The sequence below is a fragment of the Actinokineospora bangkokensis genome, from assembly GCF_001940455.1.
GTDB classification, from domain to species: Bacteria; Actinomycetota; Actinomycetes; order Mycobacteriales; family Pseudonocardiaceae; genus Actinokineospora; species Actinokineospora bangkokensis.
Window position 1 is genome coordinate 171,342 of the sequence record NZ_MKQR01000005.1, and the last position, 22,567, is coordinate 193,908.

The window sequence follows — 22,567 nt, forward strand, 5'->3', positions numbered from 1 at the left end:
CGGGTCAGCCGCCGAGCAGTTGGGTCATGGTGCGGAAGTACGGGGGCGCCGCGACGGTGCCGCCGAACGCGCCCGACCCGCAGTTGCCCAGGTGCACCGAGGGGCCCGCGCACAGCTCGCCCGGTCGCGCGCCGTCGGCGAAGACCAGCGAGGAGGCGGCGTAGTCGCCGGTGCCGCCGACGAACGCCACCGACTCGGAGTTCTGGGTGGTGCCGGTCTTGCCGATGCCGGGCCGGTCCCAGCCCACCGCCCGGGCGGCGGCGGCGCTGGTGCCGATGGTGGTGTCCTCGCCCAGCGCGGTGTTCAGCGTCGCGGCGACCTCGGGGGAGATGACCTGCTCGCACGCCGCCGACGTCACCGGCACGGTGGTGCCGTCGCGGTCGGTGACGGACAGGATGGGGGAGGGCGGGCACCACACGCCGCCGCTGAGCAGCGTCGCGGGCACGTTCGCCAGTTCCAGCGGGCTCACCGGACTGTTGCCGAGGGTGAAGGACAGCTTGTCCTGGAAGTACTGGGTCTGCGTCTGGTTGCGCTGCGGGTCCGCGGAGGTGGTGTCGACGGCCTTGCCCGCGTTGTTGGTGCCCATCGTGGTGCGCAAGCCCAGCTTGGACGCCATCGCCACCACCGCGGGCACGCCGACCTTCTGCTCCAGCCCCACGAACGCGGTGTTGGGGGAGGTGGCCAGGCCCTGCGTGAGGGTGATGGGGTCGGGGTAGGTGCCGTCGTTGCGCACGGTGTAGCAGCTGCGCGAGCCCGCGGCGCGGAAGCACTGCGAGGTGGGGTTGGGCAGCAGCGTGCCGAGGTCGGCGGCACCGGATTCGAGCGCCGCCGCGGCGGTGAAGACCTTGAACACCGACCCCGCGCCGAACGGGTCGCTCACCCCGGACACGACGTTGGTCGAGGTCTGCCCCTTCGCCGCGTCGGTGCCCAGCCGCCGGTTCGACACCATGGCGAGCACCTGGTGGTCGCCGGTGCCGGGCCGCACGAGCGCCAGGGTGTTGGCCACGCCGTCCTCGGTGGGGTCGACGTTGTCGTCCACGGCCCGCTGGGCTGCGGCGGTGGCGGCCGGGTCGAGCGTCGTGCGGATGGTGTAGCCGCCGGTCATCAGCTGCTCCTGGGTGAACCCGGCCGACTGGAGGTAGCTGAGGGCGTAGTCGCAGAAGAACCCGTCGGCGGTGCCCGTGCACGTGCTGGCGGGCACCACGGGCCCGTTCGGCAGCACGCCCAGCGGTGCGGCCTTCGCCGTGGCGGCGGTCGCGGCGTCGAGGGTCCCGGCCGACACCATGGCGTCGATGACGACGTCGCGGCGCTCCAGCGTGGCCTGCGGGTGGTCGTACGGGTCGAACGCGGTGGGGTTGTTCACCATGCCCGCCAGCAGCGCGGCCTGCGGCATGTCGAGCTTGTCCGCGGTGGTGCCGAAGTACGCCTGCGCGGCGGCCCCCACCCCGTAGACGCGGCCGCCGAACTCCACGACGTTGAGGTAGGCGGCCAAGATGTCGTCCTTGCCCATCGACGCGTCAAGCTCGATGGCCGACCGCGCCTCCCGCACCTTGCGGGTGACCGTGTCGGCCCGGTCCTGCGCCTGCGCCTGCGGGTCGTCGCGGTGCACCACGTTGATCAGGTAGTTCTTGACGAGCTGCTGGGTGATCGTCGACGCCCCCTGCGTCGCGCCCCCGGCGGCGTTGTTGATGGCCGCCCGCAGCAACCCCTTCGGATCCACGCCGCTGCTGGTGTAGAACCGCCGGTCCTCGATGCTGACGATGGCGGCCTTCATGGTCGAGGAGATGGCCGAAGCCGCCAGCGGCAACCGGTACTGGTCGAAGACCCGCGCGATGACGTTGCCGTCGCGGTCGGTCAGCGTCGTCACCCCCGGCAACTGCTGGTCCAGGGTGACGGGCGGCTCGTCGGCCACCGCGGCGGCCACCACCCCCGCACCGGCCACCGCGGGCGCCACCATGCCCGCCACCAGCACACCGGCCACCCCGCACCCGCCCAGGAACTTCAGCACTCTGCGCACATCCGCCCAGGGTGCCCGCCGACCCTTACAGCGACCTGAGAACCGGGGTGAGAGCCTGCTCCCATGACCCAGCGCGGAGCTATCGTCACCGGTGGCGGCACCGGCATCGGCCGAGCCATCGCCCTCGACCTCGCCCAGGACCACGACGTGCTGGTGGTCGGCCGCACGGAGTCCACAGTGGTCGATGCCGCGCGGCACCCCCGCGTGCACCCCCTCGTCCTCGACGTCACCGCCCCCGGCGCCCCCGCCGCGCTGGCCGCGGCGGCCAGGAAATCCCTCGGACAGGTGAACGTCCTCGTCAACAACGCGGGCTCCGCCGCCCCCGCCCCCCTCGGCGGCATCGACCCCGCGTCAGCACACGCCCAGATCGCGGTCAACCTCACCGCCCCGCTGCTGCTGACCCAGGAACTGCTCCCCGACCTCAAGGCCACCCGCGGCGTCGTCCTCAACCTCACCAGCGCGGGCTCCACCGGCGGCCGCGCCTGGCCCGGCTTCTCCGCCTACGGGGCGGCCAAGGCGGCCCTGGAGTTCCTGACCCGCACCTGGGCCGCCGAACTGGCCCCCCACGGCGTCCGGGTCCTCGCCCTCGCCCCCGGTGTCGTCGAGTCCGGCATGGGCCTGCGCATGGGCTCCACCCCTGAGGAGTACGCCCGCTTCCTCGCCGAAACCGCGGGAACAACCCCTCTGCGCCGAGTGGGGCAACCGTCCGAAATGGCCTGGTGGGTCCGGACCCTCCTCGACCCCCGGGCCACCTTCGCCACCGGCGCGGTCGTGGTGGCCGACGGCGGCATGAGCCTCTGAGCCCCGCCACCCCTACCAGCTGCGGTCCCTGCCTGTCGCGGTCCCTGCCTGCCGCGACCCCTGCTCGTGATGGCCTCGTATCACACCCGCCCCGGTCCCGCTCGCACCCATCCACAGGCCCAGGGGGACCCCCGATTTCCACTCTGCCACAACGGAACGACAGTTTCGGAGGCGCGACCGCGAGTTGTCCACAGCGGGCGCGGGACCCGGTCGGGCGTGCCGGGTCCCGCGCGGTGCTCAGCCGCGGAACTCGGAGGCGTGGTCGGCCGCCCACTGGTCCAAGGGGCGTGCGGCCTTGCCCAGCGGGTGCGGTTGGACCGCGTCGGGGGTGTCCACGCCCGCGGTCCAGTACTTGATCAGCATGTCGACCACGAACGCGGGGACCGGGGCGTGGGCGCGCCACTGCTCGACGGTGATCTCCTCGAAGCGCGCGTCGGTGCCCGCGCCGGTGTTGATGGCGTGGAGCTGGTCCGGCTTGGACAGCGCGGCGGGCCCGGAGAGCAGGTAGGACTTGCCCTCGTGGTCGCCGGAGGTCAGGGCGGCTGCCGCGACCTCGGCGATGTCCAGTTCGTGCACGGGTGCCTGCTTGGCCTGGGCGAGGGGTTCCCGCACCACCCCGGCGCGGACCTGCGGTGCCCACTGGCGCAGGTTGCCTGCGAACATGCCGGGCCGCAGGTGCGTCCACGCGAGACCGGACGCCTCGACCGCCTCCTCCGCGGCCCGGTGGTGCGCGCCGTTGGCGTCGCCGGGGATCTCGACGCTCGCCGAGGACAGGGTGACCACCCGCCGCACGCCCGCGTCGGCCGCCGCCCGCACCACCGCGGCCGTGTCGCCCGTGGCCATCAGGTACAGGGCGTCGACCCCGTCGAACGCGCCCCCGGGCAGGCTGTCGAGATCGCCGCCGACCACCTCGACGCCTTCCGGGACCTGCACCTGCCCGGGACGCCGTGTCAGCGCTCGAACCGCAACCCCCTCATCCGCCAGCAGCCGGACCACGTGGTGTCCGACATTTCCGGTTGCCCCTGAAACAAAAACCCGCACGACCCCTCCAGTCGTCGATGAACCCGACCGACGCTACGCACGCGTGCGATCCGCTCGCACATGGGTCTTCGCGAACGCGAACGCCCGGGTGGGCGGCGGACCGTGGAGCGTGACCTAGCCTGGCGGGATGCGAGTCGTGGCCCTGTCCGACACCCACGCCCCCCGGTTCTGGAAGTCCTGCCCGCCCCGCGTGGCCGAACACCTGGCCGGGGCCGACCTGATCCTGCACGCTGGCGACGTCTGCACCCCGGCCGTCCTGGACGAACTGGTCGAGTTCGCCCCGGTCCTGGTCGTGCGCGGCAACAACGACGGCGACGACGTGGCCGAGTGGGGCGCGCCGGAGGTGCTGGAGACCGAGGTCGCGGGCGTCCGCCTCGCCATGCTGCACGACAGCGGGCCCAAGGCGGGCAGGCACAACCGCCTCCGCAGGCGGTTCCCGGACGCCGACCTCGTGGTGTTCGGCCACTCGCACATCCCCTGGGACGAGGAAGCGGACGGCCTGCGCGCCCTCAACCCGGGCTCGCCCACCGACAAGCGCAGGCAACCGCACGGCACCCTCGCGCTGCTCGACCTCGACGACGGCCACGTCTCCGCCCGCATCGTCGAGGTGACCTGACCCCGCTCAGCCCGCGGGCTGGCACGTCGGGCACCACCACGTCTCCCGCCCGTGCGCGGTCTGCCCCGCGGGCCGGAACGCGATCGGCGTGCCGCAGCGCAAGCACGGCCGCCGCGCCCGCCCGTAGACCCAGTGCCTCGGGGAACGCCGCCCGGTTGTGTTCTGCCCCGGGTTCGCGCGCACGGCGTAGTGCAACCGCTCGCGCGCGTCGGTGAGCAGCGGCCCCACGCCGTCGACGCCGCCCGCGGCCCGCCACGGGTTGACGTGGTGCAGGAACAGCATCTCCTGGGCCCACATGTTGCCGAGCCCCGCCACCCGCCGCTGGTCGAGCAGCGCGGCGACGATCGCCTGCTCACCCGCCGCGGCGACCCTCGCCACCGCGGTGCTGATGCTGTCGTCGCCCTCGGTGTCCGCGCCCAGCAGGTCAGGCCCGAGGTGCCCCACCACCGCGTGCTCGTCCCGCGTGCGCACCACGGTCAGCACCGGCAACCCGACGCCGACCAGCGTCCGCCCGTCCGCCAGGTGCAGCGCGACCCGCACCTGCGCCGCCACCCGCGGCGGCAAGCGCTTGCCCGGTCGCAGCACCGACCACGACCCGCTCATCCGCAGGTGCGAGTGGACGGTCACCCCGCCGTCGGTCCGCATCAGCAGGTGCTTGCCCCGGGGCCGCCACGCCACGATCCGCTGCCCGCCCAGCTCGACGGTGGCGAACCGCGGGTGTCGCACGTCGCTGCGGACGATCACCGCCCCCGCGGTCGCGGCGTCGAGCCGCGCCGCCAGCCGCGCGATGCTGTCCCCCTCCGCCACCCCCACATCGTCGCCCGTCCCGCGCCGCCGCGCAGGGTGCTTCCCGGAGGGGCGGCGTCAGCTGTTGTGCCGCGCTGCCCCGGGCGGTATGGGGGCCGTGGGGGACGGTGCCGGGTGGGGGCGGGTATGTGGAAATCAGCTAGGACATCTCGCGCAGGATCTGGTCCAGGCGCCGCAGGACCTTGAGCTGGGCGGGGTTGTACAGCTCGACGAGGGCGTGGGCGATGGTGTTGCCCGCCACGGCGGGGCCGTGGGGGGAGTCCGACGTGGGGTCGACGGCCCAGGGGTGCGCGTCGCGGATGCGGCGGACCACGGGGGCCATCCGCTCCGCGAGGCGGTTGACGGTGGCGTCGTCGGCGTCCGGAGGGAGCCCGTCGAACTCCTCGTCGGTCTCCTGGGGTTCGGCGACCAGCTCGCGGAACAGCTCGGCGGTCCGCTGGCTGAACACCGTCGAGTAGACCATGAGCAGGGCCTGGTTGGTCTCCGACAGGTTCCGCGACAGCGGCGCGAACTCGGTCGGCAGGTGCATCGGCGCCCGGTGGCGCAGGATCACGGCCAGCTCCGCGCGCACCCGGTTCAGCCGCTCGACCGTGGCCGCCAGCTCGGCGTCGAGCACCCGGATCGCCTCATCCGGCTCCTGGTCGGCCCGGCCCAACGCCGCGACCTGCGACAACGGCACCCCGAGGTCGCTCAGCCGCTTGATCTGCAACAACCGCACCAGGTGCGCCACCCGGTACTGCTTGTACCCGTTGGCCGCCCGCTCCGGCACCTCCAGCAGCCCGACCTCGTGGTAGTGCCGCACCGCCTTCACCGTCGTGCCCGCCAGCTCGGCGAGCTGCCGAGTGCTCCACGCCATGCCCGCCTCCCCGATCAGTTGCCCCCAGTCCACACCCTGCCCCTGGGGCACGGTCAAGCCGCACCCGTGCCGTCGCCTCGGACCCCGGGCCGCCAGCGCACCAGCTCGGGGCGTCGGTCACAGCCAGGTGGTCGACAGCCAGGCCGTCGCCGCCGCGGCGAGCAGGAGGGTGGTGTTGAGGGTGACCTGGCGATCGCCCATCCGCAGGTGGACGGCGGTGGCGCCGACCTGGAGCAGCGCGAACCCGAGGGCGGCGGCCAGGGCCAGCCACGGCGCGATCCCGCTGAGCGGGGGGAGGACCAGCCCGACCGCGCCTAGGGCCTCCAGCACGCCGAGCGCCCGCACGACCGGCATCGGGGTGGTGTCCACCCACGCCATCACCGGTCGCAGCTGGTCGCGGGTCCGGGCCACCTTGGCGGCGCCGGCGTAGAGGTAGAACAGGGCCAGCAGGGTGGCGAGCACCCAGTACGCGGCGGTCACCACACCGGCTCGGTGGCGTAGCGGCGCATCACCTCGGCGTTCGCCTCGGGGGTCAGCACGCCGTCGCGGGCGATGATCGCCTGGAGGTCGCGGAAGTACTGCACGTACCGCTGGGGGGTGAACGTGCTGAGCATGACGGCGGGTTCGTCGGTGGTGTTGGCGAAGGTGTGCGGTGCCCCGGGCGGGACCACCACCAGGGTGCCGGGGGTGGCGTCGTGGTCCTGGTCCCCGACGGTGAACCGGATGGTGCCGGAGATGACGTAGAAGCTCTCGTCGTGCTCGGCGTGGCGGTGCTGGCGGGGGCCGGGGGTGCGCGGGGCGAGGACGGACTCCGCGATGCCGAGGCGGTGGCCGGTGGTGCTGCCGTCCTCCAGGACGCGCATGCGGGTGGGGCCCAGGGCGATGACCTCGCCGTCGTCCGGGCCGGTGATGGAGACGGGGTTCGAGTTGTCCACGCCCCCATCGAACGGCCGCGGCGCCCGGGGTGTCCAAGACCTGTTCTGGTCGGCCGATGCCCGCTCGGTATCGTCGCAGCGTGGAGCTCCGCACGCTGCGCTACTTCCTCGCCGTCGCCGAGGAGCTGCACTTCGGGCGGGCCGCGGCCCGGCTGCACATGAGCCAGCCGCCGCTGAGCCGGGCCGTGCGGCGGCTGGAGGCCGAGGTCGGCGCCGCGCTGTTCGACCGCTCGCCCGCCGGGGTGGCGCTGACCGCCGCCGGGGCGGTGCTGCTGCCCGAGGCCCGCGCCCTGCTGGAGCAGGCCGACCGGGTGCGGGCGCGGGTGGCCGCCGCGGCCGGGGACGCGGGCATCGTCGTCGGCCTCTTGGGCGACACGACCGACCCCGGTGTCACCCGCCTCGCGGGCGACTACCGCCGCGGGTACCCGCACGTCGAGGTCACCGTCCGCGAGACCGACCTGACCGACCCCACCTGCGGCCTGCGGGCCCGCCTCGTCGACGTCGCGCTGACCCGGGCCCCGTTCGACGAGACCGGGCTGGTCGTGCGGGAGCTGCGCGCGGACCCGGTGGGCGCCGTGCTGCGCACCGACGACCCGCTGGCCGGGCGCGGCGCCCTGCACCTGGCCGACCTGGCCGACCGCGACTGGTTCGTCTTCCCCGAGGGCACCGACCCCCGGTGGCAGTCCTACTGGAACGGTGGGCGGCCGCGCCGGGGGCCCGTGGTGCGCGCGGTGCACGAGTGCCAGCAGGCCGTCCTGTGGAACGGCACGGTCGGCATGGCGCCACTGGGGCACGAGCAGGTGGCCGGGCTCACCTTCGTGCCGGTGGTCGACATGGCGCCCAGCCGCGTGGTGCTCGCCTGGAACGCCGACGACGCGAACCCGCTGGTGCGCTCCTTCGCCCGGCTCGCCGCCACCGCCTACCGGGGCTGAACCGGCCCGCCCCCGCGCGCCGGTGGGACGGGCTCCGGTTCCGTAGGATGGCCGGGCCGGTGCGGTGGCGGAGATGAGGAGTCCGGTGCGCTCTGATGACGTTGTGGCCACACCGGAGGACGGGCCGGTGCCGGACGTGTTCGCCGCGGACCCGCGGATCGGCCGGGACCTGGTGCGGGTGGACTGGGCGGCCACCCCGCTGGGCGCCCCCGACGGCTGGCCGCAGAGCCTGCGCACGACGGTGAGCATCCTGCTGTCCTCGCGGTTCCCCATGTGGATGGCCTGGGGCCCGGAGCTGACGTTCTTCTGCAACGACGCCTACCGGCGCGACACCCTGGGCCGCAAGTACCCGTGGGCGCTGGGCAGGCCCGCCCGGGAGGTGTGGGCGGAGATCTGGGGCGACATCGGGCCGCGGGTGGCCTCGGTGCTCGACACCGGCCAGGCGACCTGGGACGAGGCGCTGCTGCTGTTCCTGGAGCGCTCCGGGTACGTGGAGGAGAGCTACCACACGTTCTCCTACAGCCCGCTGCAGGACGACGAGGACCAGGTCGTCGGCATGCTGTGCGTGGTCAGCGAGGACACCGAGCGGGTGATCAGCGAGCGGCGGATGGCCACCCTGCGCGACCTGGGCTCGGACTACAGCGTGCTGCGCAGCGAGCGGCAGGTGCTGGCCTTCACCGACCAGCAGCTCGGGCGCAACCTGCGCGACCTGCCCTTCGCCGCGACCTACCTGTTCGACGAGGCGGGCACCGCGGTGCCCACCGGGTCCTCGGGCATCGGGGCCACCCGGGCGCTGACCAGCGACCCCGGCGCGTGGCCGGTGGCGGAGGTCCAGGACGGGCAGTCGGTGCTGCTCGACCTCGACCCCGACCGGTTCCCCGACCCGCCGCGCGGGGACTGGGCGGAACCCGCGGTGCGGGCGCTGGTGGTGCCGCTGCGCCAGCAGGGCGCGGCGCCGTTCGGGTTCCTCGTCGCCGGGCTCAACCGCTACCGCGAGCTGGACGGGGCCTACCGGGGCTTCCTGGAGCTGGTCGCCGGGCACATCGCGACCGGCATCGTCAGCGCGCGCAGCTTCCAGGCCCAGCAGCGCCGCGCCGAGGAGCTCGCCGCGCTCGACCGGGCCAAGACCACGTTCTTCTCCAACATCAGCCACGAGTTCCGCACCCCGCTCACGCTGATCATGGGCCCGGTGGCCGAGCTGCGCGCCCGCGAGGACACCGGGCTCGACCAGCGGGCCAGGACCGAACTGGACGTGGTGCACCGCAACGGGCTGCGGCTGAGCAAGCTGGTCACCACCCTGCTCGACTTCTCCCGCATCGAGGCGGGCCGGATGCGGGCCAGCTACGCCCCGACCGACCTCGCCGCGGCCACCGCCGACCTGGCCAGCGTGTTCCGCTCGGCGGTGGAGGCCGCGGGCCTGCGGTTCACCGTGGACTGCGCGCCACTGGGCGAGCCCGTCCACCTCGACCAGGACATGTGGGAGAAGATCGTCTTCAACCTGCTGTCCAACGCGCTCAAGTTCACCTTCGACGGCGAGGTCGCCGTCACCGCCCGCCGCGACGGCGCGCACGCGGTGGTCACCGTGCGCGACACCGGCGTCGGCGTGCCCGAGGCCGAGATGCCCCGGCTGTTCGAGCGCTTCCACCGCATCGAGAACTCCCGCGCGCGCTCGCACGAGGGCAGCGGCATCGGGCTGGCCCTGGTGCGCGAGCTGGTGGACCTGCACGGGGGCACCATCACCGCCGAGAGCACCGAGGGCGCGGGGACGACCTTCACCATCCGGCTGCCCTTCGGCACCGCGCACCTGCCCGCGGACGCCACCGCCCCCGCCGAGCGCCCCGCGCGCACCGGCGAGACCGGCGAGCAGTACGTCCAGGAGGCGCTGCGCTGGCTGCCCGGGGCGGGCGCCGAGCCCGAGGTGCCGCTGGGCCCGGACGCGCCGGAGTCGGGGGCGCCGGTGCGGGTGCTCATCGCCGACGACAACGCCGACATGCGCGACTACCTGGGCAGGCTGTTGCGCGGCGCGGGCTACCAGGTCGAGGCCGTCGTCGACGGCCTGCGGGCGCTGGAGGCCGTCCGCGCCGAGCAGCCGGACCTGGTGGTCAGCGACGTGATGATGCCGGGCCTGGACGGGTTGGCCCTGGTCGGGGCGCTGCGCGGGGACGCGCGCACCGCCGCGGTCCCGGTGCTGCTGCTGTCGGCGCGGGCCGGGCAGGAGGCCTCCATCGAGGGCTTCCGCGCGGGTGCCGACGACTACCTGGTCAAGCCGTTCGCCGCCGCCGAGCTGCTGGCCAGGGTGCGCTCCACGGTGGAGCTGTCGCGGCTGCGCGCCCACCACGCCCGCTGGCGCACCGCCCTGGTCGACTCGCTGCAGGAGGCGTTCTTCGTCTGCGACGAGGACGGCGCCGTCATCGAGATCAACTCCGCCTTCACCGACATCCTGGGCTACGGCCCGGAGGGCCTGCCCTACCGGCCGACCCACCCGTGGTGGCCGGACCCGGACACCGACCCCGAGCAGCACGACGAGGTCGCCGACGCCTTCGCGCTGCTGATGGCCGCCGAGCACGGCAGCTACACCATCCCCGTCACCCACCGCGACGGGCACCGGCTGTGGGTCACCGCGAGCTTCAACGACGCCGAGGACCCCGACACCGGCCGCCGGATCACCGTGGGCACCTTCCGCGACACCACCGCCGAGCACTACGCGGTGCAGCGCCAGGGCGCGCTGGCCGCGCTCAACAGCCAGCTCGCCCAGGCCGACACCACCGCCGAAGCGCTGGCCGGGGCGGTCGCGGCGCTGCGCGGGACGTGGCAGGCGCGCCGGGTCCTGGCCGTCGTGCTGCCCGGGGACGAGGCGCCGGGGGAGCACCCGCCGGAGCCGGAGGTGGTGGGCGCGGGCAGTGGTACCCGGTGGGTCGACCTGCCCGACGAGGTCCGCGCGGCCATCGGCGAGCACCGCCGCGGCGACCTGCTCACCGCCACCACCAGCGGCGCGAGCGCGGCGAGCATCGCCGTGCAGCACCCCCGCGGCGTGCTGGCGGTGTGGGTCGAGCTGGCCGAGCAGCGCCCGTTCACCCCGGAGGACCAGACGCTGCTGACGATGCTGGCCGGGCGGCTCGGCCAGGGGCTCGCCCGCATGCACGCCCTCGACCAGCAGCGCGAGACCGCGCTGGCGCTCCAGCACGCCATCCTCGGCCCGCAGCGCCTGCCGATCGGCTTCGCCGTGCGCTACCAGCCCGCCACCAGCCCCCTGCAGGTCGGCGGCGACTGGTACGACGTGATCGACCTCGACGACGGGCGCATCGGCCTGGTGGTGGGGGACTGCGTCGGGCACGGCCTGGCGGCCGCCACCGTGATGGGGCAGCTGCGCAGCGCCTGCCGCGCGCTGCTGCTGGAGCACCCCGACCCCAGCGCCGCGCTCGCGGGCATGGACCGGTTCGCCTCCCGGCTCACCGGGGCCAAGTGCACCACGGCGTTCTGCGCGGTGCTCGACCCGGAGACCGGCGAGCTGGTCTACTCCGGCGCCGGGCACCCGCCCCCGGTGGTGGTGCACGCCGACAGCACCACCACGACCCTGCAGGAGGCGAGCACGATCCCGCTCGGCCTGCGCCCCGGCCGCCCGCGCCCGGCGGCCAGGGTCGTCCTGCCGCCGCGCTCGACCCTGCTGCTCTACACCGACGGCCTCGTCGAGCGCAGGCGCAGCCCGCTGGACGAGGGGATCGCCCGCGCGGGCGACCTGGTCGCCGCCGGGCGCGCGGAGTCACCGGAGGAACTGGCCGACCGGCTCATGTCCCGGCTGGCCCCGGCCGACGGCTACGAGGACGACGTCGCCCTGCTGCTCTACCGGCACCCGGCGCCGCTGCACATGGACCTCACCGCCGACGCCGAGGACATCGCCCCGGCCCGCGGCGCGCTGCGCGGGTGGCTGAACCGCTGCGGGCTGGACCCCGTGCAGGTCCAGAACATCCTGGTCGCCGCCGGGGAGGCCGTCACCAACGCCATCGAGCACGGCCACCGCGAGTCCCCCGGCGGCCGCGTCCTGCTGCGCGCCGCCGCCCTGATCGACGCCCTGCACATCACCGTCACCGACACCGGCAGCTGGAAGCTCCCCAACCCCCAGCAGAACCCGCACCGCGGCCGGGGCATCACCCTCATGCGGGCGCTGATGAACGACGTCACGATCGAGTCGGACACCACCGGCACCACCGTCCACCTCCACACGAGGATCGCCTGATGCCCACCCCGCTCACCCTCACCACCCGCACCACCGACGGCGCCACCACCCTCGTCGCCGAGGGTGAGGTCGACCTGAGCAACAACGCCACGTTCACCCGCGCCCTCACCGACGCCATCACCACCGCGGCCCCGCACCCGCTCACCCTCGACCTGCGCCAGGTCGACTTCCTCGACAGCGGGGCCATCCACACCCTGTTCACCCACGTCGACGACCTCCGCCTGGTCGCGGGCCCCCTCCTCATGCCCATCCTCACCATCAGCGGCCTTGCCGAACTGGCCACCATCGACCAACCCGGCTGACCCCCGGCACCCGCGCTCCCACCAGGACGGACAGCCGACCCCGGCGCCGGGCCTTCACGTCTGGCCCGGGGGAGTAGCCTGCCCCGGCCGACCCGCCGGGGGCGGCGCGCGAGGGGAGCAAGGGTGACCACACTGGACCGGCCGGGGATCACCACGGGCGTCGGGCTGACCGCCGTGATCGTGGCCGCTGCCCGGGCGATCGCGGCGAGCCGCCCCGGCAGCCTGTCCCGCGACGACTACGCCGAGCGCTTCGTCCGGGCGGTGCCGACCCCGGTGGCGGTGCCCACCCGCTTCGACCAGGTCGTCGGCGGCGACCGCGATCCGCTGTGGGGCCGGTGCTACCGCTTCTTCGACCTGCGCACCCGGGTGTTCGACGACTTCGTGGTCGACCGCGTGGCCTGCGGCGCGCGGCAGGTGGTCGTGCTCGGGGCGGGCCTGGACTCCCGGGCCGTGCGGCTGGACCTGCCCGAGGACTGCGCGGTGTACGAACTGGACCTGCCCGACGTGCTGGAGTTCAAGCGCCGCGCCTTGGCGGGCATGGCGGCGAGCCCCGCCGCGTCGCTGAACTTCGTCGGCGTCGACCTGCGCGGCGCGTGGGCGGGCCCGCTGCGCGCGGCGGGGTTCGACCCGACGCGCCCGTCCGCCTGGTTGGCGGAAGGCCTGTTCCCCTACCTCTCGGCCGCCGCCGAGCGCGCGATCCTCACCGCCGTCGACTCGCTGGCGTCCCCGGGCAGCGCCTTCTGCTTCGAGAGCATCCCGGGTCACCGCCCCCACGGCGAGGCGGGCGCCGCCTACGTCGAGATCAAGAACCGGCTCGGGCTCGACATCGCCGCCCTGTTCAACACCGAACCCCGACCGTCCTCACTGGACGTCCTGGCGGCGACCGGGTGGCGCGGGAGCTGCGTGCCGTCGATGGAGCACGGCACCAGGCACGGCGGCGGCCCCGGCCCCGAGGACGGCTTCGTCGACTTCCACTGGACCACCGTCGACAAGACCTGACCCCGCGGGCGCACCCCGCCCCGCGGCGGGATGCGCCCGCGGCGCTCACCGGAACTCGTGCACGACCTCGATCAGCCCGACCAGGTGCGCGTTGAACTCGTCCAGCTCCTCGGCCGGGACCCACAGCTCCAGGATCGTCCGACCCCCGGCCTGCTGCACCGGGTAGCGCCGCAGGAACTCCGACTCCACCCGGAACCGCGTCACGTACCCGACCCCGCTGTGCGGCACGTTCCACTCGCGGGCGATCTTGACCGCGTACTCCTCGTTCAACACCGGGTAGAAGATGGGCTGCTCGGGCAACCGGGGCGGCCACGCCCGCCACCCGGACCGCCGGACCAGCTCCAGCTCCTCCGGCCCGGTGGGCCGCCACAGCACAGTGGTCGACGTCTGTTCCTGGACCACCGCGCACCCCCTGCTCGAAGACTGGACCGGCGCCGCAGCCTACCGATCGCCCAGCCTCGCCTACCAGCCATTTCCACCAGCGACCAGCAGCTGGACCGGCCCGCGCGGCGTCCCGGGCTGTCAGCCGAACAGGGCGGTGGCGAGCTTGCGGACGGGGATCATGGGGGAGTGGCCATGCGCAGGCGGCAGCGGGGGCAGCAGGTCGAGCAGTTCGTCGTCGGTGGCCGGGTGCGCGTTCCGCGCGGCGGTGCGCAGGAGGTCGCGGTCCACCGCGGGGCCACCCCACACCAGGATCTCCCTGGCACCCGCGGGCTTCGTGTACTCCTGGTGGTCCGGGAAGCGCCGGTAGCGCAGGTCGCGTGACTCGAACTCGCAGGTGCACGTGTGGGCGTCCCGCACGCTCACGGTGATGTTCCGCGCGCCGGGGAGGGTGCTGGGGTCGTCGGGGGTGAAGACGTTGTGCCCAGGCGTGGCGGCGCCGGAGTAGCCGGGGACGGTTGCGGTGTAGGTGCCGGGGGCGGAGGACTCGCGCGCGGTGAGGATCGCTCCACGCAGGAACGCGCGGTCGTGGGTCGTGGCGGCGGTGAGGGTGAACTGCTTGCCCGGGACGCGCAGGACGTAGGCGTGGGTCCCCCACCCTCGCAGGTAGAACAAGCCCGGACGTTCGACCTCGCACGACTGGGAGTAGAAGCCGCCCGCGGTGACGGGGTCGTAGTCGCAATCCGCGCTGCCGGGGTTGTCGCTGTCGTACAGGACGATGAAGGGGTCGGGCGGGTTGGGGTCGGTGTCCACGGGCATCAGCTGCTGGACCCGGGAATCGAACCCCGAGCGGTAGCCGGGGACGTCGGTCACCGCGAAGTCCAAGCGCTGCGCCGAGGCCACGGCCAAGCGCTGGTCGACCTCGGGGGGCATGGTCCGCGCCAAGGCGTGCAGGAGGATCCCGCCGGTCGCGACGAACACCACCGCGAACCCGATGGCCAAGGCCCGCGAGCGCAGCAGCATCCCCGCCACCACCGCGAACGGCACCACCCCCGACACCAGCCACGCCCCGGTGTCACCGCTGATGCCCAACCCGGCCTCGTCGCTGATCGCCCACCCGAAACCCCACAGCGTGAACCCCAGGACGGCGACCAGCAACGCCCACAGCACCCGGCCGCGCACCCAGGACTCCCCGGGCGCGATCGAGGCGACGCCCACGAGGACGGCGACGACCACGGCGGCGAGCACGGCCCCGACGGCCAGCACCGCGCCCTGGCCCGCGAACGCGGCCGCGAGCAGCACACCACTCGCCACCGGTCCCAGGACCGCCCCGCAGACCCCGGCCAGGCCGACCTGCGCCAGCGCGGCACCGGTCCCACGCCTCTCGGGCGCGGTAGATCCCCCAGTCTCCACACCGCCAACTGTGGCACGGGGCGAATGGTGCGGGCATGCGTTGAACTACTCAAAGCCGGTGCTGCGGAGCGGCCGCTACTCCTTGACCCGCAGCCGGTTGTCCGCGGTCATCTGGTCGTAGAGGGACTTGGCGAACGCGGTGGCCGCTTGCAGGTCGAGGTCAGTGATCTTGTCGTTCAACTGCCCGGCGATGGCGGCGAGCTGGTCCTGGTCCAGGGTCTCGCCCTCGGGCAGGTCCGGCACCCTCTTGCCCCGCCACAGCTCAGCGAGGAACTGGGGCGTGGCCACCCCCAGCTCCCGGCCCGCCTTGCCGAGGACCTTGCCCGCGATGAAGTCGATGGCCTCCTCGCGGGTGTCCCAGTACTTCGTCTCCATCGTCGACATGATGTCGTTGACCTGCGGGGACATCGGTTGCTTGAGGAAGTGCACCTGGCTGGCGAAGAACTGGTCGATGGTGGCCGCGGCGAAGTTGCCGACCACGGCCTTGAACGGGGCCAGGCCCGACTTGGCGTAGTAGCCGTAGCTGCCCTCGGGGCACGCCTCGAAGATCTGCTCCAGGTACTCGCGCTGCCCCAGCGGCTCGGCCTCGGTGTAGACCCGGGCGCCCTCGGCCACCCGCAGGTCGCCGTAGATCGGGTCGAACTCGGCCTGCACGTAGGTGAACACGCGCTGGCGGAAGCCGTTCCACTCGGGGAGGTGGGCGTGCAGGTGCTTCATCACCTCGTCGGTCTGCGCCGGGTTGTCCACCTGGGACCAGCCGACGCCGAGCAGCTGCCGGTCCTCGTAGAACGACGCCGTGCGCTTGAAGCTGTCCCACCGCACGGAGCCGGTCCAGAAGGCGGTGCGCCGCAGCCGGATGTTCTCGCCGATGGCGCGGAACGCGGCGGTGAAGCGGGGGAGTCCGGAGGTCATCGGGGTTTCCTCTCAGCGGATCGGTACCGGGATCGGGGGCGGGCCGTCACGACGTGAGGTCGACGGCGAACCCGCCTTCGGCGCCGACAGCGCCCAGGTAGCCCTCCAGCGCCTCGCACAGCGCCTGGTAGCTCGCGGTCCAGAGCGCGCTCGCGCCCGCCTCGCCCTGCCACTGGGCGGGGTTCTCGGCCACCTCGGCGAGGATGATGGGCTTGATCTGCTCCCACACCTCCCACACCGTCTCCGCGGTGACCTGGTCCATCAGCGGGGTGATCGCCTCCACCACGTCGGCCCCGGCCGCCGCCCCGAGCGCGGCGAACACCTCGTCGACCGACTCCGCCGGTTCGTCCTCCGGCTGGTCCTCGGCCTGCTGCTCGGCCGCCACCTGCTCGGCGCGGTCCGCCCGGTCCACCAGGTCGTCCACCACCCGGGTGACCTCGTCCACCCGGGCGTCCACCACCCCGGAACCGAACGCCCCCTCGAACGCGCTGAGCACGTCCTGCTCGGAGGTCCGGTCGACCAGCGACCCGACGCGCGCCCGCGTCTCCTCCCCGATCTCCGCCACGGCCTCGGGGGTGAAGGCCCGCAGCAGCAGCGCCTCGACCTCGTAGGGATCCACCGGAACTCCCCTCCTGCCCCGCACGCCGGGGACGACCACCCCAGGATGCGGTCGCCTCGACCTGCCCGGCGAGGCCACCGGAGGCGACCGTGGGGGCACCGCAGGAGGGCCGTGGGGGTTGCGCGCCCGGTACGACCAGGCGCGAGCGGGGCCTCAGCCCACGTCGAGGATGAACTCGGTCAGCAGCGCGGCGAACCGCGCGGGCGCCTCCTGGTGGGGGGCGTGGCCCGCACCAGGGACCACCTGCACCGCGTTCCGCCACAGCGCGGGGAAGTCGAGCCCGCGCAGGTAGTCGAAGTTGATCAACTGTTCCTCGGCGCCGTGCAGGACCGCGAGCGGCAGGCGCAGCGCCGACAGGATCGCGAACTCGTCGGCGAACTGGCCCGCGCCCGCGCTGGCGGCCAGCCCGGTGCGCGCGGCGCCGTCGGTGGCCAGGATGTCCTCGACGAACTCCGACAGGTCGAGCGGGGAGCCCGGCGCGGTGAAGCTCGCCGCGACGACCCGCGCCTCGTCCTCGCTGACCTCGTCGCTGAACAGCGCGCCCATGGCCGGGTTAGGCAGGAAGGCCTCGGCCATGTCCGCGGGCGTGCCGATCGGGGCTGTCCCGAACACGGCGAAACCGCGCGCGTCCGGCAGCCCGGGCGCGGCCTCCAGGACGATCTGCCCGCCCAGGCTCCAGCCGACGAAGACCGCGCCGGAGACGTCGAGTTCCCGCGCGAAGCCGGTGAGCAGGGCGGCGTAGCGCGGCAAGGAGTACCCGGCCTCGTCGCGGACGGGCTCGGAGCCGCCGTGCCCCGGCAGGTCCAGCGCGAGGCACCGGAAGCTGCTGCCCAAGCCGCTGCGCAGCAACGGCAGCCAGGTCCGCGTCGACGAGGAGTTCCCGTGGACCAGCACCACGGGCGGGGCACCGGCGGGCGCCTGGGCGGGCGAGCTGTCGAGGTAGGCGACGCGCTGCCCGTCGACGGTCACGATCGAGTGCTCCACACGGGGCCTTCCTGCGATCCCGACCGCTCCCACCGGAGACGGACGGCGGCGGAGATGACGATCACCAGGGTAGTGGTCGGCACCCGGCGGGTCGTCCGGCCCCGCGGGCCGGGGCGGGCCGTGGACGGCGACCGCCGCCCCGCGGTGCCGCGGGGCGGCGGTCACCCGGCGGTTCCGGGCTCGCCGCCTCAGCGGGTCTCGACCACGACCTTCTCGATCACCACGTCCTGCACGGGCCGGTCGTTGCGCGGGTTGGTCTCGGTCGCGGCGATGGCGTCGACGACCGCGCGGCTCGCGTCGTCGGCGACCTCGCCGAAGATGGTGTGCTTGCCGGTGAGCCAGGTCGTCGCGCCCACCGTGATGAAGAACTGGCTGCCGTTGGTGCCCGGCCCGGCGTTGGCCATGGCCAGCAGGTGGGGCTTGGTGAACGCCAGGTCGGGGTGGAACTCGTCGGCGAACTCGTACCCGGGGCCGCCGGTCCCGTTGCCGAGCGGGTCACCGCCCTGGATCATGAACCCCTCGATCACCCGGTGGAAGACCGTCCCGTCGTAGAGCGGGGCGTTGCTCGGCTGCCCGGTGCTCGGGTCGATCCACTGCCTGCTGCCCTCGGCCAGTTCCACGAAGTTCTTCACCGTCTTCGGGGCGTGGTCGGGCAGCAGCCTGATGACGATGTCACCCCTGTTGGTCTTCAACGTCGCGAACAGCTCGTCTGCCATTGCGGTCCTTCCGTGGTGGGCGATCGGTCGGATGATCTTAGTTGCCGCGTCACGGAGTGGGTTCCCTGTGGACTACCCCGATCGGGTCGATCGCCAGGGACCCAGCGTGATCAGCTCCGACCCGGCCGGGTGACGGTGAGGCAGGCGACCCGGACTCCCAGCGGGCCGTCCCGGCGACTGGCCGACCCCAGGCCGGTCGGGGATAGTGATCCGCTGGGGAAGACGAGCGTGGAGGCGGCGATGATCGCAGCGGAGAACCTCGGCCTCCGCACCCGCCGAGGGTGGGTGTTCCAGCAGGTCGACCTCGCCGTCGACGACGGGGGGATCGTCGCCGTCGTCGGCCCCGCGGGCAGCGGTCGGTCCATGCTGCTGCTGTCGCTCGCCGGGCGCGCCCGCCCGAGCACCGGCACGTTGTCCGTCGCGGGGGAGACCTCGCGGGCGGCGATCCGGCGCCTCGTCGGCGTCGCGCGGATCACCGGCGCGGTGGACCTCGAACCCGACCTGACGGTGCACGACATCCGCCGTGAGACGCGCCTGCTGTCGCGCGGCGCGGACCTGCGGCGGGCCGAGGGCGACCTGGGGCTCAGCCTGGACGGCGCGTCCGCCGTGGGCGACCTCGCCGCGGACGAGCGGCTGCTGCTGGCCGTCGCGACCGCGACCGCGGCCGCTCCGCGCGCCCTCGTGGTGGACGACGTCGACCTGGGCACCACCCGGGAGCAGCAGGAGCGCGTCTGGGCGGCGCTGCGCGACGTGGCCGCCGCGGGCACCGCGGTGATGGCGAGCGCGTTGGACCCCGTCGTGGTGGACGGCGTGGCAGTGGTCGAACTGGAGGGGGATGACCGTGCGGCCCGTTGAGCTGGCGTGGCTGGAGGTCAAGCGGTTCCGGACCCCGTTGCAGCGGTTGGCCCTGGTCTTCATCACCCTGGTGCCGCTGCTCTACGGCGGGCTGTACCTGTGGTCCAACTGGGACCCCTACGGCAGGCTCGACCAGATCCCGGTCGCGGTGGTCAACGAGGACCGCGCGGTGACCGCCGAGGGCGAGCAGGTCGACGCCGGGGAGCTGTTCGTCGGGGAGCTCACCAGGGACCGCATCTTCGACTGGCGGTTCGTCGACCGCGCCGAGGCCGCGCGGGGTGTCGGCGAGGGGGAGTACTACTTCCAGATCACCGTCCCCGCCGACTTCTCCACCAAGCTCGCGAGCGGGGCCGACCGCGACCCCCAGCGGGCGCGGATGCTGATCACCCTCGACGACGCCAACGGGTACGTCGTGGGCAAGATGGCGCAGACCGTGCAGTCGGAGCTGGAGAACAAGATCAGCGCGGCGGCCGTCTCGGCCTACTTCACGTCCGTGTTCACCAACCTCGAACAGCTGCGCACCGGCATCAGCAGCGCGGCAGACGGCGCTGGTCGGTTGCGCGACGGGGCGGCGTCGGCCAACCGGGGCGGCACCGACCTCGCCAACGGCCTCTCCGAGCTCAAGACGGGCGCCGACAAGCTCGTCCCCGGCGCGCAACAGGTGTCCGACGGCGTCTCCACCATCACCGACGTCGTGGTCCCGGCGGCCAACACGATCGCGGACGGGCTCCCCTCCGTCGCCACCACGGCCGCGGACGCCGCGGCGAAGGCCGACACCCTGGCAGGCGACGCCGCCCAGGTCGCGTCGACCGTGGCGCGCGGGCCCAACTCCGTCCAGGCGCGGCTCGTCGCGCTCGGGCAGGGCAACCCCGACCTCCAAGCCGACCCCGCCTACCAGGAACTCCTCCGGATCACGGGTGAGGCGGCGGCGCTGACCAACCGCGTCGACGAAACCGCCCAAGGGGTCAAGAACACCACCGCGGCCGTCAACACGCGCGCGGGACAACTCGTGCAGGACACCCCAGCCCTGCAAGCACGGCTCCGCGACGCGGCGGACAAGGTCACCCAGCTCGACCAAGGCGCCAAGCAGGTCGCCAGCGGCGCCGCGCAGCTGGACACCGGGCTCGGCACCGCGCTGACGGGCGCCAACTCCCTCCGGGACGGGTTGGGGCAGCTGTCGACGGGCTCCGCCCAACTGGCCGACGGCCTGGCCCAGGCCCAGGGCAAGATCCCCGTCCTGTCCGACGACCAGAAGGAGTCCAACGCCGCCACCCTGGCCTCCCCGGTCGACGTGGCGACGGAGAACCTGCACCCGGCGGTCACCTACGGCAGGGGCCTGTCCCCGTTCTTCCTGTCCATCGCCCTCGTCGTCTTCGGCATCACCGGCTTCCTTGTCCTGCGACCGATCTCCGCCCGCGCCCTGTCCTCCACGGCAGGCGACGTGACCGTGGCGCTCGCCGGCTACGCCCCCGCCGCCCTGTGCTGCGTCACCGGGGGACTGGTCCTCTACACGGCCCTCGACGTCTTCCTGGGCCTCGACCCGGTGCACACCTGGGGCACGATCGGACTGCTCGCCCTCGCCGCGCTCTCCTTCACCGCCATCGCCCACCTGCTCCGCACGGCCCTGGGGGGAGCGGCGAGCGCGGTCGTGCTGATCCTGCTGCTGCTCCAGCTCACGACCTCAGCGGGCACCTTCCCGTACGAGACGCTGCCCGCGCCCTTCCGCTTCCTGCACCCGCTGCTGCCGATGACCTACCTCGTCGACGGCCTGCGGGTGACGATCTCCGGCGGCAACGGCGCCCACCTGCTGCGCGACGCCCTGGTGCTCGGCGGTTTCCTGGTCGTCGCGCTGGCGCTGACCTGCGTGGTGGTCCGCCGCAAGCGCGAGTGGACGATGACCGCGCTGAAGCCGTCCCTCTCGATCTGACACCCGGTCGTCGTTTCGTGGCGTGCGCCACGACCCCCACCAACACGCCGCGCCAGCAGGTCGACCATCGCCTAACCTGGCATCGTGCTCACCCCGTTCCGTCAACGCCTCGCGCAGTGGCTGCTGCTGTGCGCGATCGCGGTCGGGGTCATCGGCATGCACCACCTGACCTCCGCCGACAGCGGCCATGCGATGAGCGCTGCTGGCGGGGTCGCCATGGCCGGCGACCACGCCTCCACGGGCAGTGCTCACGACGTCACCGGCACACCGGCCCAGGACCACGCCACGGCTGTCGCGGCGGCGCCTGAGACGCCGATGGGCGGCCACGACGTGATGCACCTGTGCATGGCGGTCCTGGCGTCCTCGGCCGTGCCGCTGTTGCTGCTGTTGCTGGCCTTGGCCGCGGCCATGGTCCTCACCGGCGTGGTGCGCGCCGCCGCGGAGCTGCGTCGCCGCTGGCGCGGACCCCCGCCGCGCACAGGCCAACAGGTCCTCGCCCTGGTGAGCGTCCTCAGGTTGTGACAGGCCCACCCGCGACCGCAGTCCGTCCGCGGGCCGAAGCCATCCGTCCACAACCGACCCACCAGGAAGTCCACCATGACCACGAGGAACACCCTCGGGGCGCTTCTGGCCGCCCTCACCCTGACCTTCCTCGCCGCGTGCGGCGGCACCGGCTCGACCGGGCACGAGGGCACGAGCTCGACCACCGCCCCCACCCAGCACAACGACGCCGACGTGGCCTTCGCGCAGCAGATGATCCCCCACCACCGCCAAGCCGTGGAGATGGCGGACCTCGTCCAGGGCCGCACCACCACCCCCCAGGTCGTCGACCTCGCCACCCGCATCAAGGGCGCCCAGGACCCCGAGATCAACACCATGACCACCTGGCTCCAGTCCTGGGGCGCCCCCACCGACGAGCACGGCATGGACCACGGCTCGCGCCCGATGTCCGGCATGATGACCGACGACCAGATGACCACCCTGCGCGCCGCGACCGGCGCGGCCTTCGACAAGCAGTGGCTCACCCTCATGACCGCCCACCACGAAGGCGCGATCGACATGGCCAAGACCGAACTCAAGGATGGCCAGAACCCCGACGCCAAGGCCCTGGCCCGGACGATCACCACCACCCAGCAGTCCGAGATCGACGAGATGCGCGCCCTCTCCCAGCGCTGAACCCCTAGCAGGACTGGCCGTGGGGCGGCATCACCACCGCCCCA

At 73.6% G+C, this 22,567-nt stretch carries 22 protein-coding genes; 10 read left to right on the forward strand and 12 right to left on the reverse strand.

The window, feature by feature from the left end:
* Positions 1 to 4: 4 nt before the first annotated feature.
* Entirely contained in the window at positions 5 to 2,017 is a 2,013-nt protein-coding gene (locus BJP25_RS03360) for a transglycosylase domain-containing protein (protein ID WP_075973278.1), read from the reverse strand.
* A gap of 63 nt (positions 2,018 to 2,080) precedes the next feature.
* On the opposite strand from BJP25_RS03360, the gene BJP25_RS03365 reads away from it, so the two are divergent.
* Positions 2,081 to 2,818, forward strand: coding sequence for an SDR family NAD(P)-dependent oxidoreductase (locus BJP25_RS03365; protein WP_075973279.1), 738 nt, complete (start codon positions 2,081 to 2,083; stop codon positions 2,816 to 2,818).
* Positions 2,819 to 3,055: 237 nt separating this feature from the next.
* Here the strand turns inward: BJP25_RS03365 and BJP25_RS03370 are convergent, their stop codons facing one another.
* Entirely contained in the window at positions 3,056 to 3,859 is an 804-nt protein-coding gene (locus BJP25_RS03370; protein WP_075973280.1) for an SDR family oxidoreductase, read from the reverse strand.
* Between the two features lie 127 nt (positions 3,860 to 3,986).
* Between BJP25_RS03370 and BJP25_RS03375 the strand changes: the two genes are divergently transcribed.
* Complete coding sequence (locus BJP25_RS03375; protein WP_075973281.1) at positions 3,987 to 4,475, forward strand: metallophosphoesterase family protein; 489 nt, start codon at positions 3,987 to 3,989, stop codon at positions 4,473 to 4,475.
* Positions 4,476 to 4,481: 6 nt separating this feature from the next.
* Here BJP25_RS03375 and BJP25_RS03380 read toward each other — a convergent pair whose 3' ends face one another.
* The 4 genes from BJP25_RS03380 to BJP25_RS03395 form a co-directional block, all read right to left on the reverse strand.
* Positions 4,482 to 5,282 (reverse strand): DNA-formamidopyrimidine glycosylase family protein, encoded by an 801-nt coding sequence (locus BJP25_RS03380; RefSeq protein WP_075973342.1) that lies wholly within the window; start codon positions 5,280 to 5,282, stop codon positions 4,482 to 4,484.
* Positions 5,283 to 5,421: 139 nt separating this feature from the next.
* Positions 5,422 to 6,138: a helix-turn-helix domain-containing protein gene (locus BJP25_RS03385; protein ID WP_075973343.1), complete on the reverse strand. Its 717-nt coding sequence runs from the start codon at positions 6,136 to 6,138 to the stop codon at positions 5,422 to 5,424.
* 117 nt (positions 6,139 to 6,255) lie between these two features.
* Positions 6,256 to 6,621, reverse strand: a complete 366-nt coding sequence (locus BJP25_RS03390; protein ID WP_233157889.1) for a DoxX family protein — start codon at positions 6,619 to 6,621, stop codon at positions 6,256 to 6,258.
* Positions 6,615 to 7,073, reverse strand: coding sequence for a cupin domain-containing protein (locus BJP25_RS03395; RefSeq protein WP_075973282.1), 459 nt, complete (start codon positions 7,071 to 7,073; stop codon positions 6,615 to 6,617). The genes BJP25_RS03390 and BJP25_RS03395 overlap by 7 nt, the downstream gene beginning before the upstream one ends.
* Positions 7,074 to 7,153: 80 nt before the next feature.
* Here BJP25_RS03395 and BJP25_RS03400 point away from each other — a divergent pair, with 80 nt between their 5' ends.
* The 4 genes from BJP25_RS03400 (at position 7,154) to BJP25_RS03415 (ending at position 13,540) form a co-directional block, all read left to right on the forward strand.
* Positions 7,154 to 8,005 (forward strand): LysR family transcriptional regulator, encoded by an 852-nt coding sequence (locus BJP25_RS03400; RefSeq protein WP_198943325.1) that lies wholly within the window; start codon positions 7,154 to 7,156, stop codon positions 8,003 to 8,005.
* Positions 8,006 to 8,108: 103 nt separating this feature from the next.
* Positions 8,109 to 12,239 carry a SpoIIE family protein phosphatase gene (locus BJP25_RS03405; RefSeq protein WP_233157890.1) on the forward strand — a complete coding sequence of 1,377 codons (4,131 nt, stop codon included), beginning with the start codon at positions 8,109 to 8,111 and terminating at the stop codon, positions 12,237 to 12,239.
* Positions 12,239 to 12,541 carry an STAS domain-containing protein gene (locus BJP25_RS03410; RefSeq protein ID WP_075973284.1) on the forward strand — a complete coding sequence of 101 codons (303 nt, stop codon included), beginning with the start codon at positions 12,239 to 12,241 and terminating at the stop codon, positions 12,539 to 12,541. The genes BJP25_RS03405 and BJP25_RS03410 overlap by 1 nt, the downstream gene beginning before the upstream one ends.
* Positions 12,542 to 12,664: 123 nt before the next feature.
* Positions 12,665 to 13,540, forward strand: coding sequence for an SAM-dependent methyltransferase (locus BJP25_RS03415; RefSeq protein WP_158075591.1), 876 nt, complete (start codon positions 12,665 to 12,667; stop codon positions 13,538 to 13,540).
* A gap of 45 nt (positions 13,541 to 13,585) precedes the next feature.
* Here BJP25_RS03415 and BJP25_RS03420 read toward each other — a convergent pair whose 3' ends face one another.
* The 6 genes from BJP25_RS03420 to BJP25_RS03445 all read right to left on the reverse strand — a co-directional run bounded on the left by BJP25_RS03420 (position 13,586) and on the right by BJP25_RS03445 (position 18,565).
* The gene (locus BJP25_RS03420) at positions 13,586 to 13,942 is read right to left on the reverse strand and encodes a hypothetical protein (protein ID WP_075973285.1); all 357 of its coding nucleotides are present in this window, start codon (positions 13,940 to 13,942) and stop codon (positions 13,586 to 13,588) included.
* Positions 13,943 to 14,062: 120 nt separating this feature from the next.
* Complete coding sequence (locus BJP25_RS33975; RefSeq protein WP_233157891.1) at positions 14,063 to 15,334, reverse strand: hypothetical protein; 1,272 nt, start codon at positions 15,332 to 15,334, stop codon at positions 14,063 to 14,065.
* A 75-nt stretch (positions 15,335 to 15,409) separates the two neighbouring features.
* Entirely contained in the window at positions 15,410 to 16,246 is an 837-nt protein-coding gene (locus BJP25_RS03430; RefSeq protein WP_075973287.1) for a hypothetical protein, read from the reverse strand.
* A gap of 46 nt (positions 16,247 to 16,292) precedes the next feature.
* Positions 16,293 to 16,865, reverse strand: coding sequence for a hypothetical protein (locus BJP25_RS03435; RefSeq protein WP_075973288.1), 573 nt, complete (start codon positions 16,863 to 16,865; stop codon positions 16,293 to 16,295).
* Between the two features lie 153 nt (positions 16,866 to 17,018).
* A complete protein-coding gene (locus BJP25_RS03440) occupies positions 17,019 to 17,849 on the reverse strand; it encodes an alpha/beta fold hydrolase (RefSeq protein WP_075973289.1) in 831 nt (276 codons plus the stop codon).
* 188 nt (positions 17,850 to 18,037) lie between these two features.
* Positions 18,038 to 18,565, reverse strand: coding sequence for a peptidylprolyl isomerase (locus tag BJP25_RS03445; RefSeq protein ID WP_075973290.1), 528 nt, complete (start codon positions 18,563 to 18,565; stop codon positions 18,038 to 18,040).
* Between the two features lie 240 nt (positions 18,566 to 18,805).
* On the opposite strand from BJP25_RS03445, the gene BJP25_RS03450 reads away from it, so the two are divergent.
* The 4 genes from BJP25_RS03450 to BJP25_RS03465 all read left to right on the forward strand — a co-directional run bounded on the left by BJP25_RS03450 (position 18,806) and on the right by BJP25_RS03465 (position 22,523).
* Entirely contained in the window at positions 18,806 to 19,420 is a 615-nt protein-coding gene (locus BJP25_RS03450) for an ATP-binding cassette domain-containing protein (RefSeq protein ID WP_075973291.1), read from the forward strand.
* Positions 19,401 to 21,347, forward strand: coding sequence for a YhgE/Pip family protein (locus tag BJP25_RS03455; RefSeq protein WP_084793633.1), 1,947 nt, complete (start codon positions 19,401 to 19,403; stop codon positions 21,345 to 21,347). The genes BJP25_RS03450 and BJP25_RS03455 overlap by 20 nt, the downstream gene beginning before the upstream one ends.
* A gap of 84 nt (positions 21,348 to 21,431) precedes the next feature.
* Positions 21,432 to 21,869, forward strand: coding sequence for a DUF6153 family protein (locus tag BJP25_RS03460; protein ID WP_075973292.1), 438 nt, complete (start codon positions 21,432 to 21,434; stop codon positions 21,867 to 21,869).
* A 75-nt stretch (positions 21,870 to 21,944) separates the two neighbouring features.
* Entirely contained in the window at positions 21,945 to 22,523 is a 579-nt protein-coding gene (locus tag BJP25_RS03465; protein WP_075973293.1) for a DUF305 domain-containing protein, read from the forward strand.
* Positions 22,524 to 22,567: the final 44 nt, after the last annotated feature.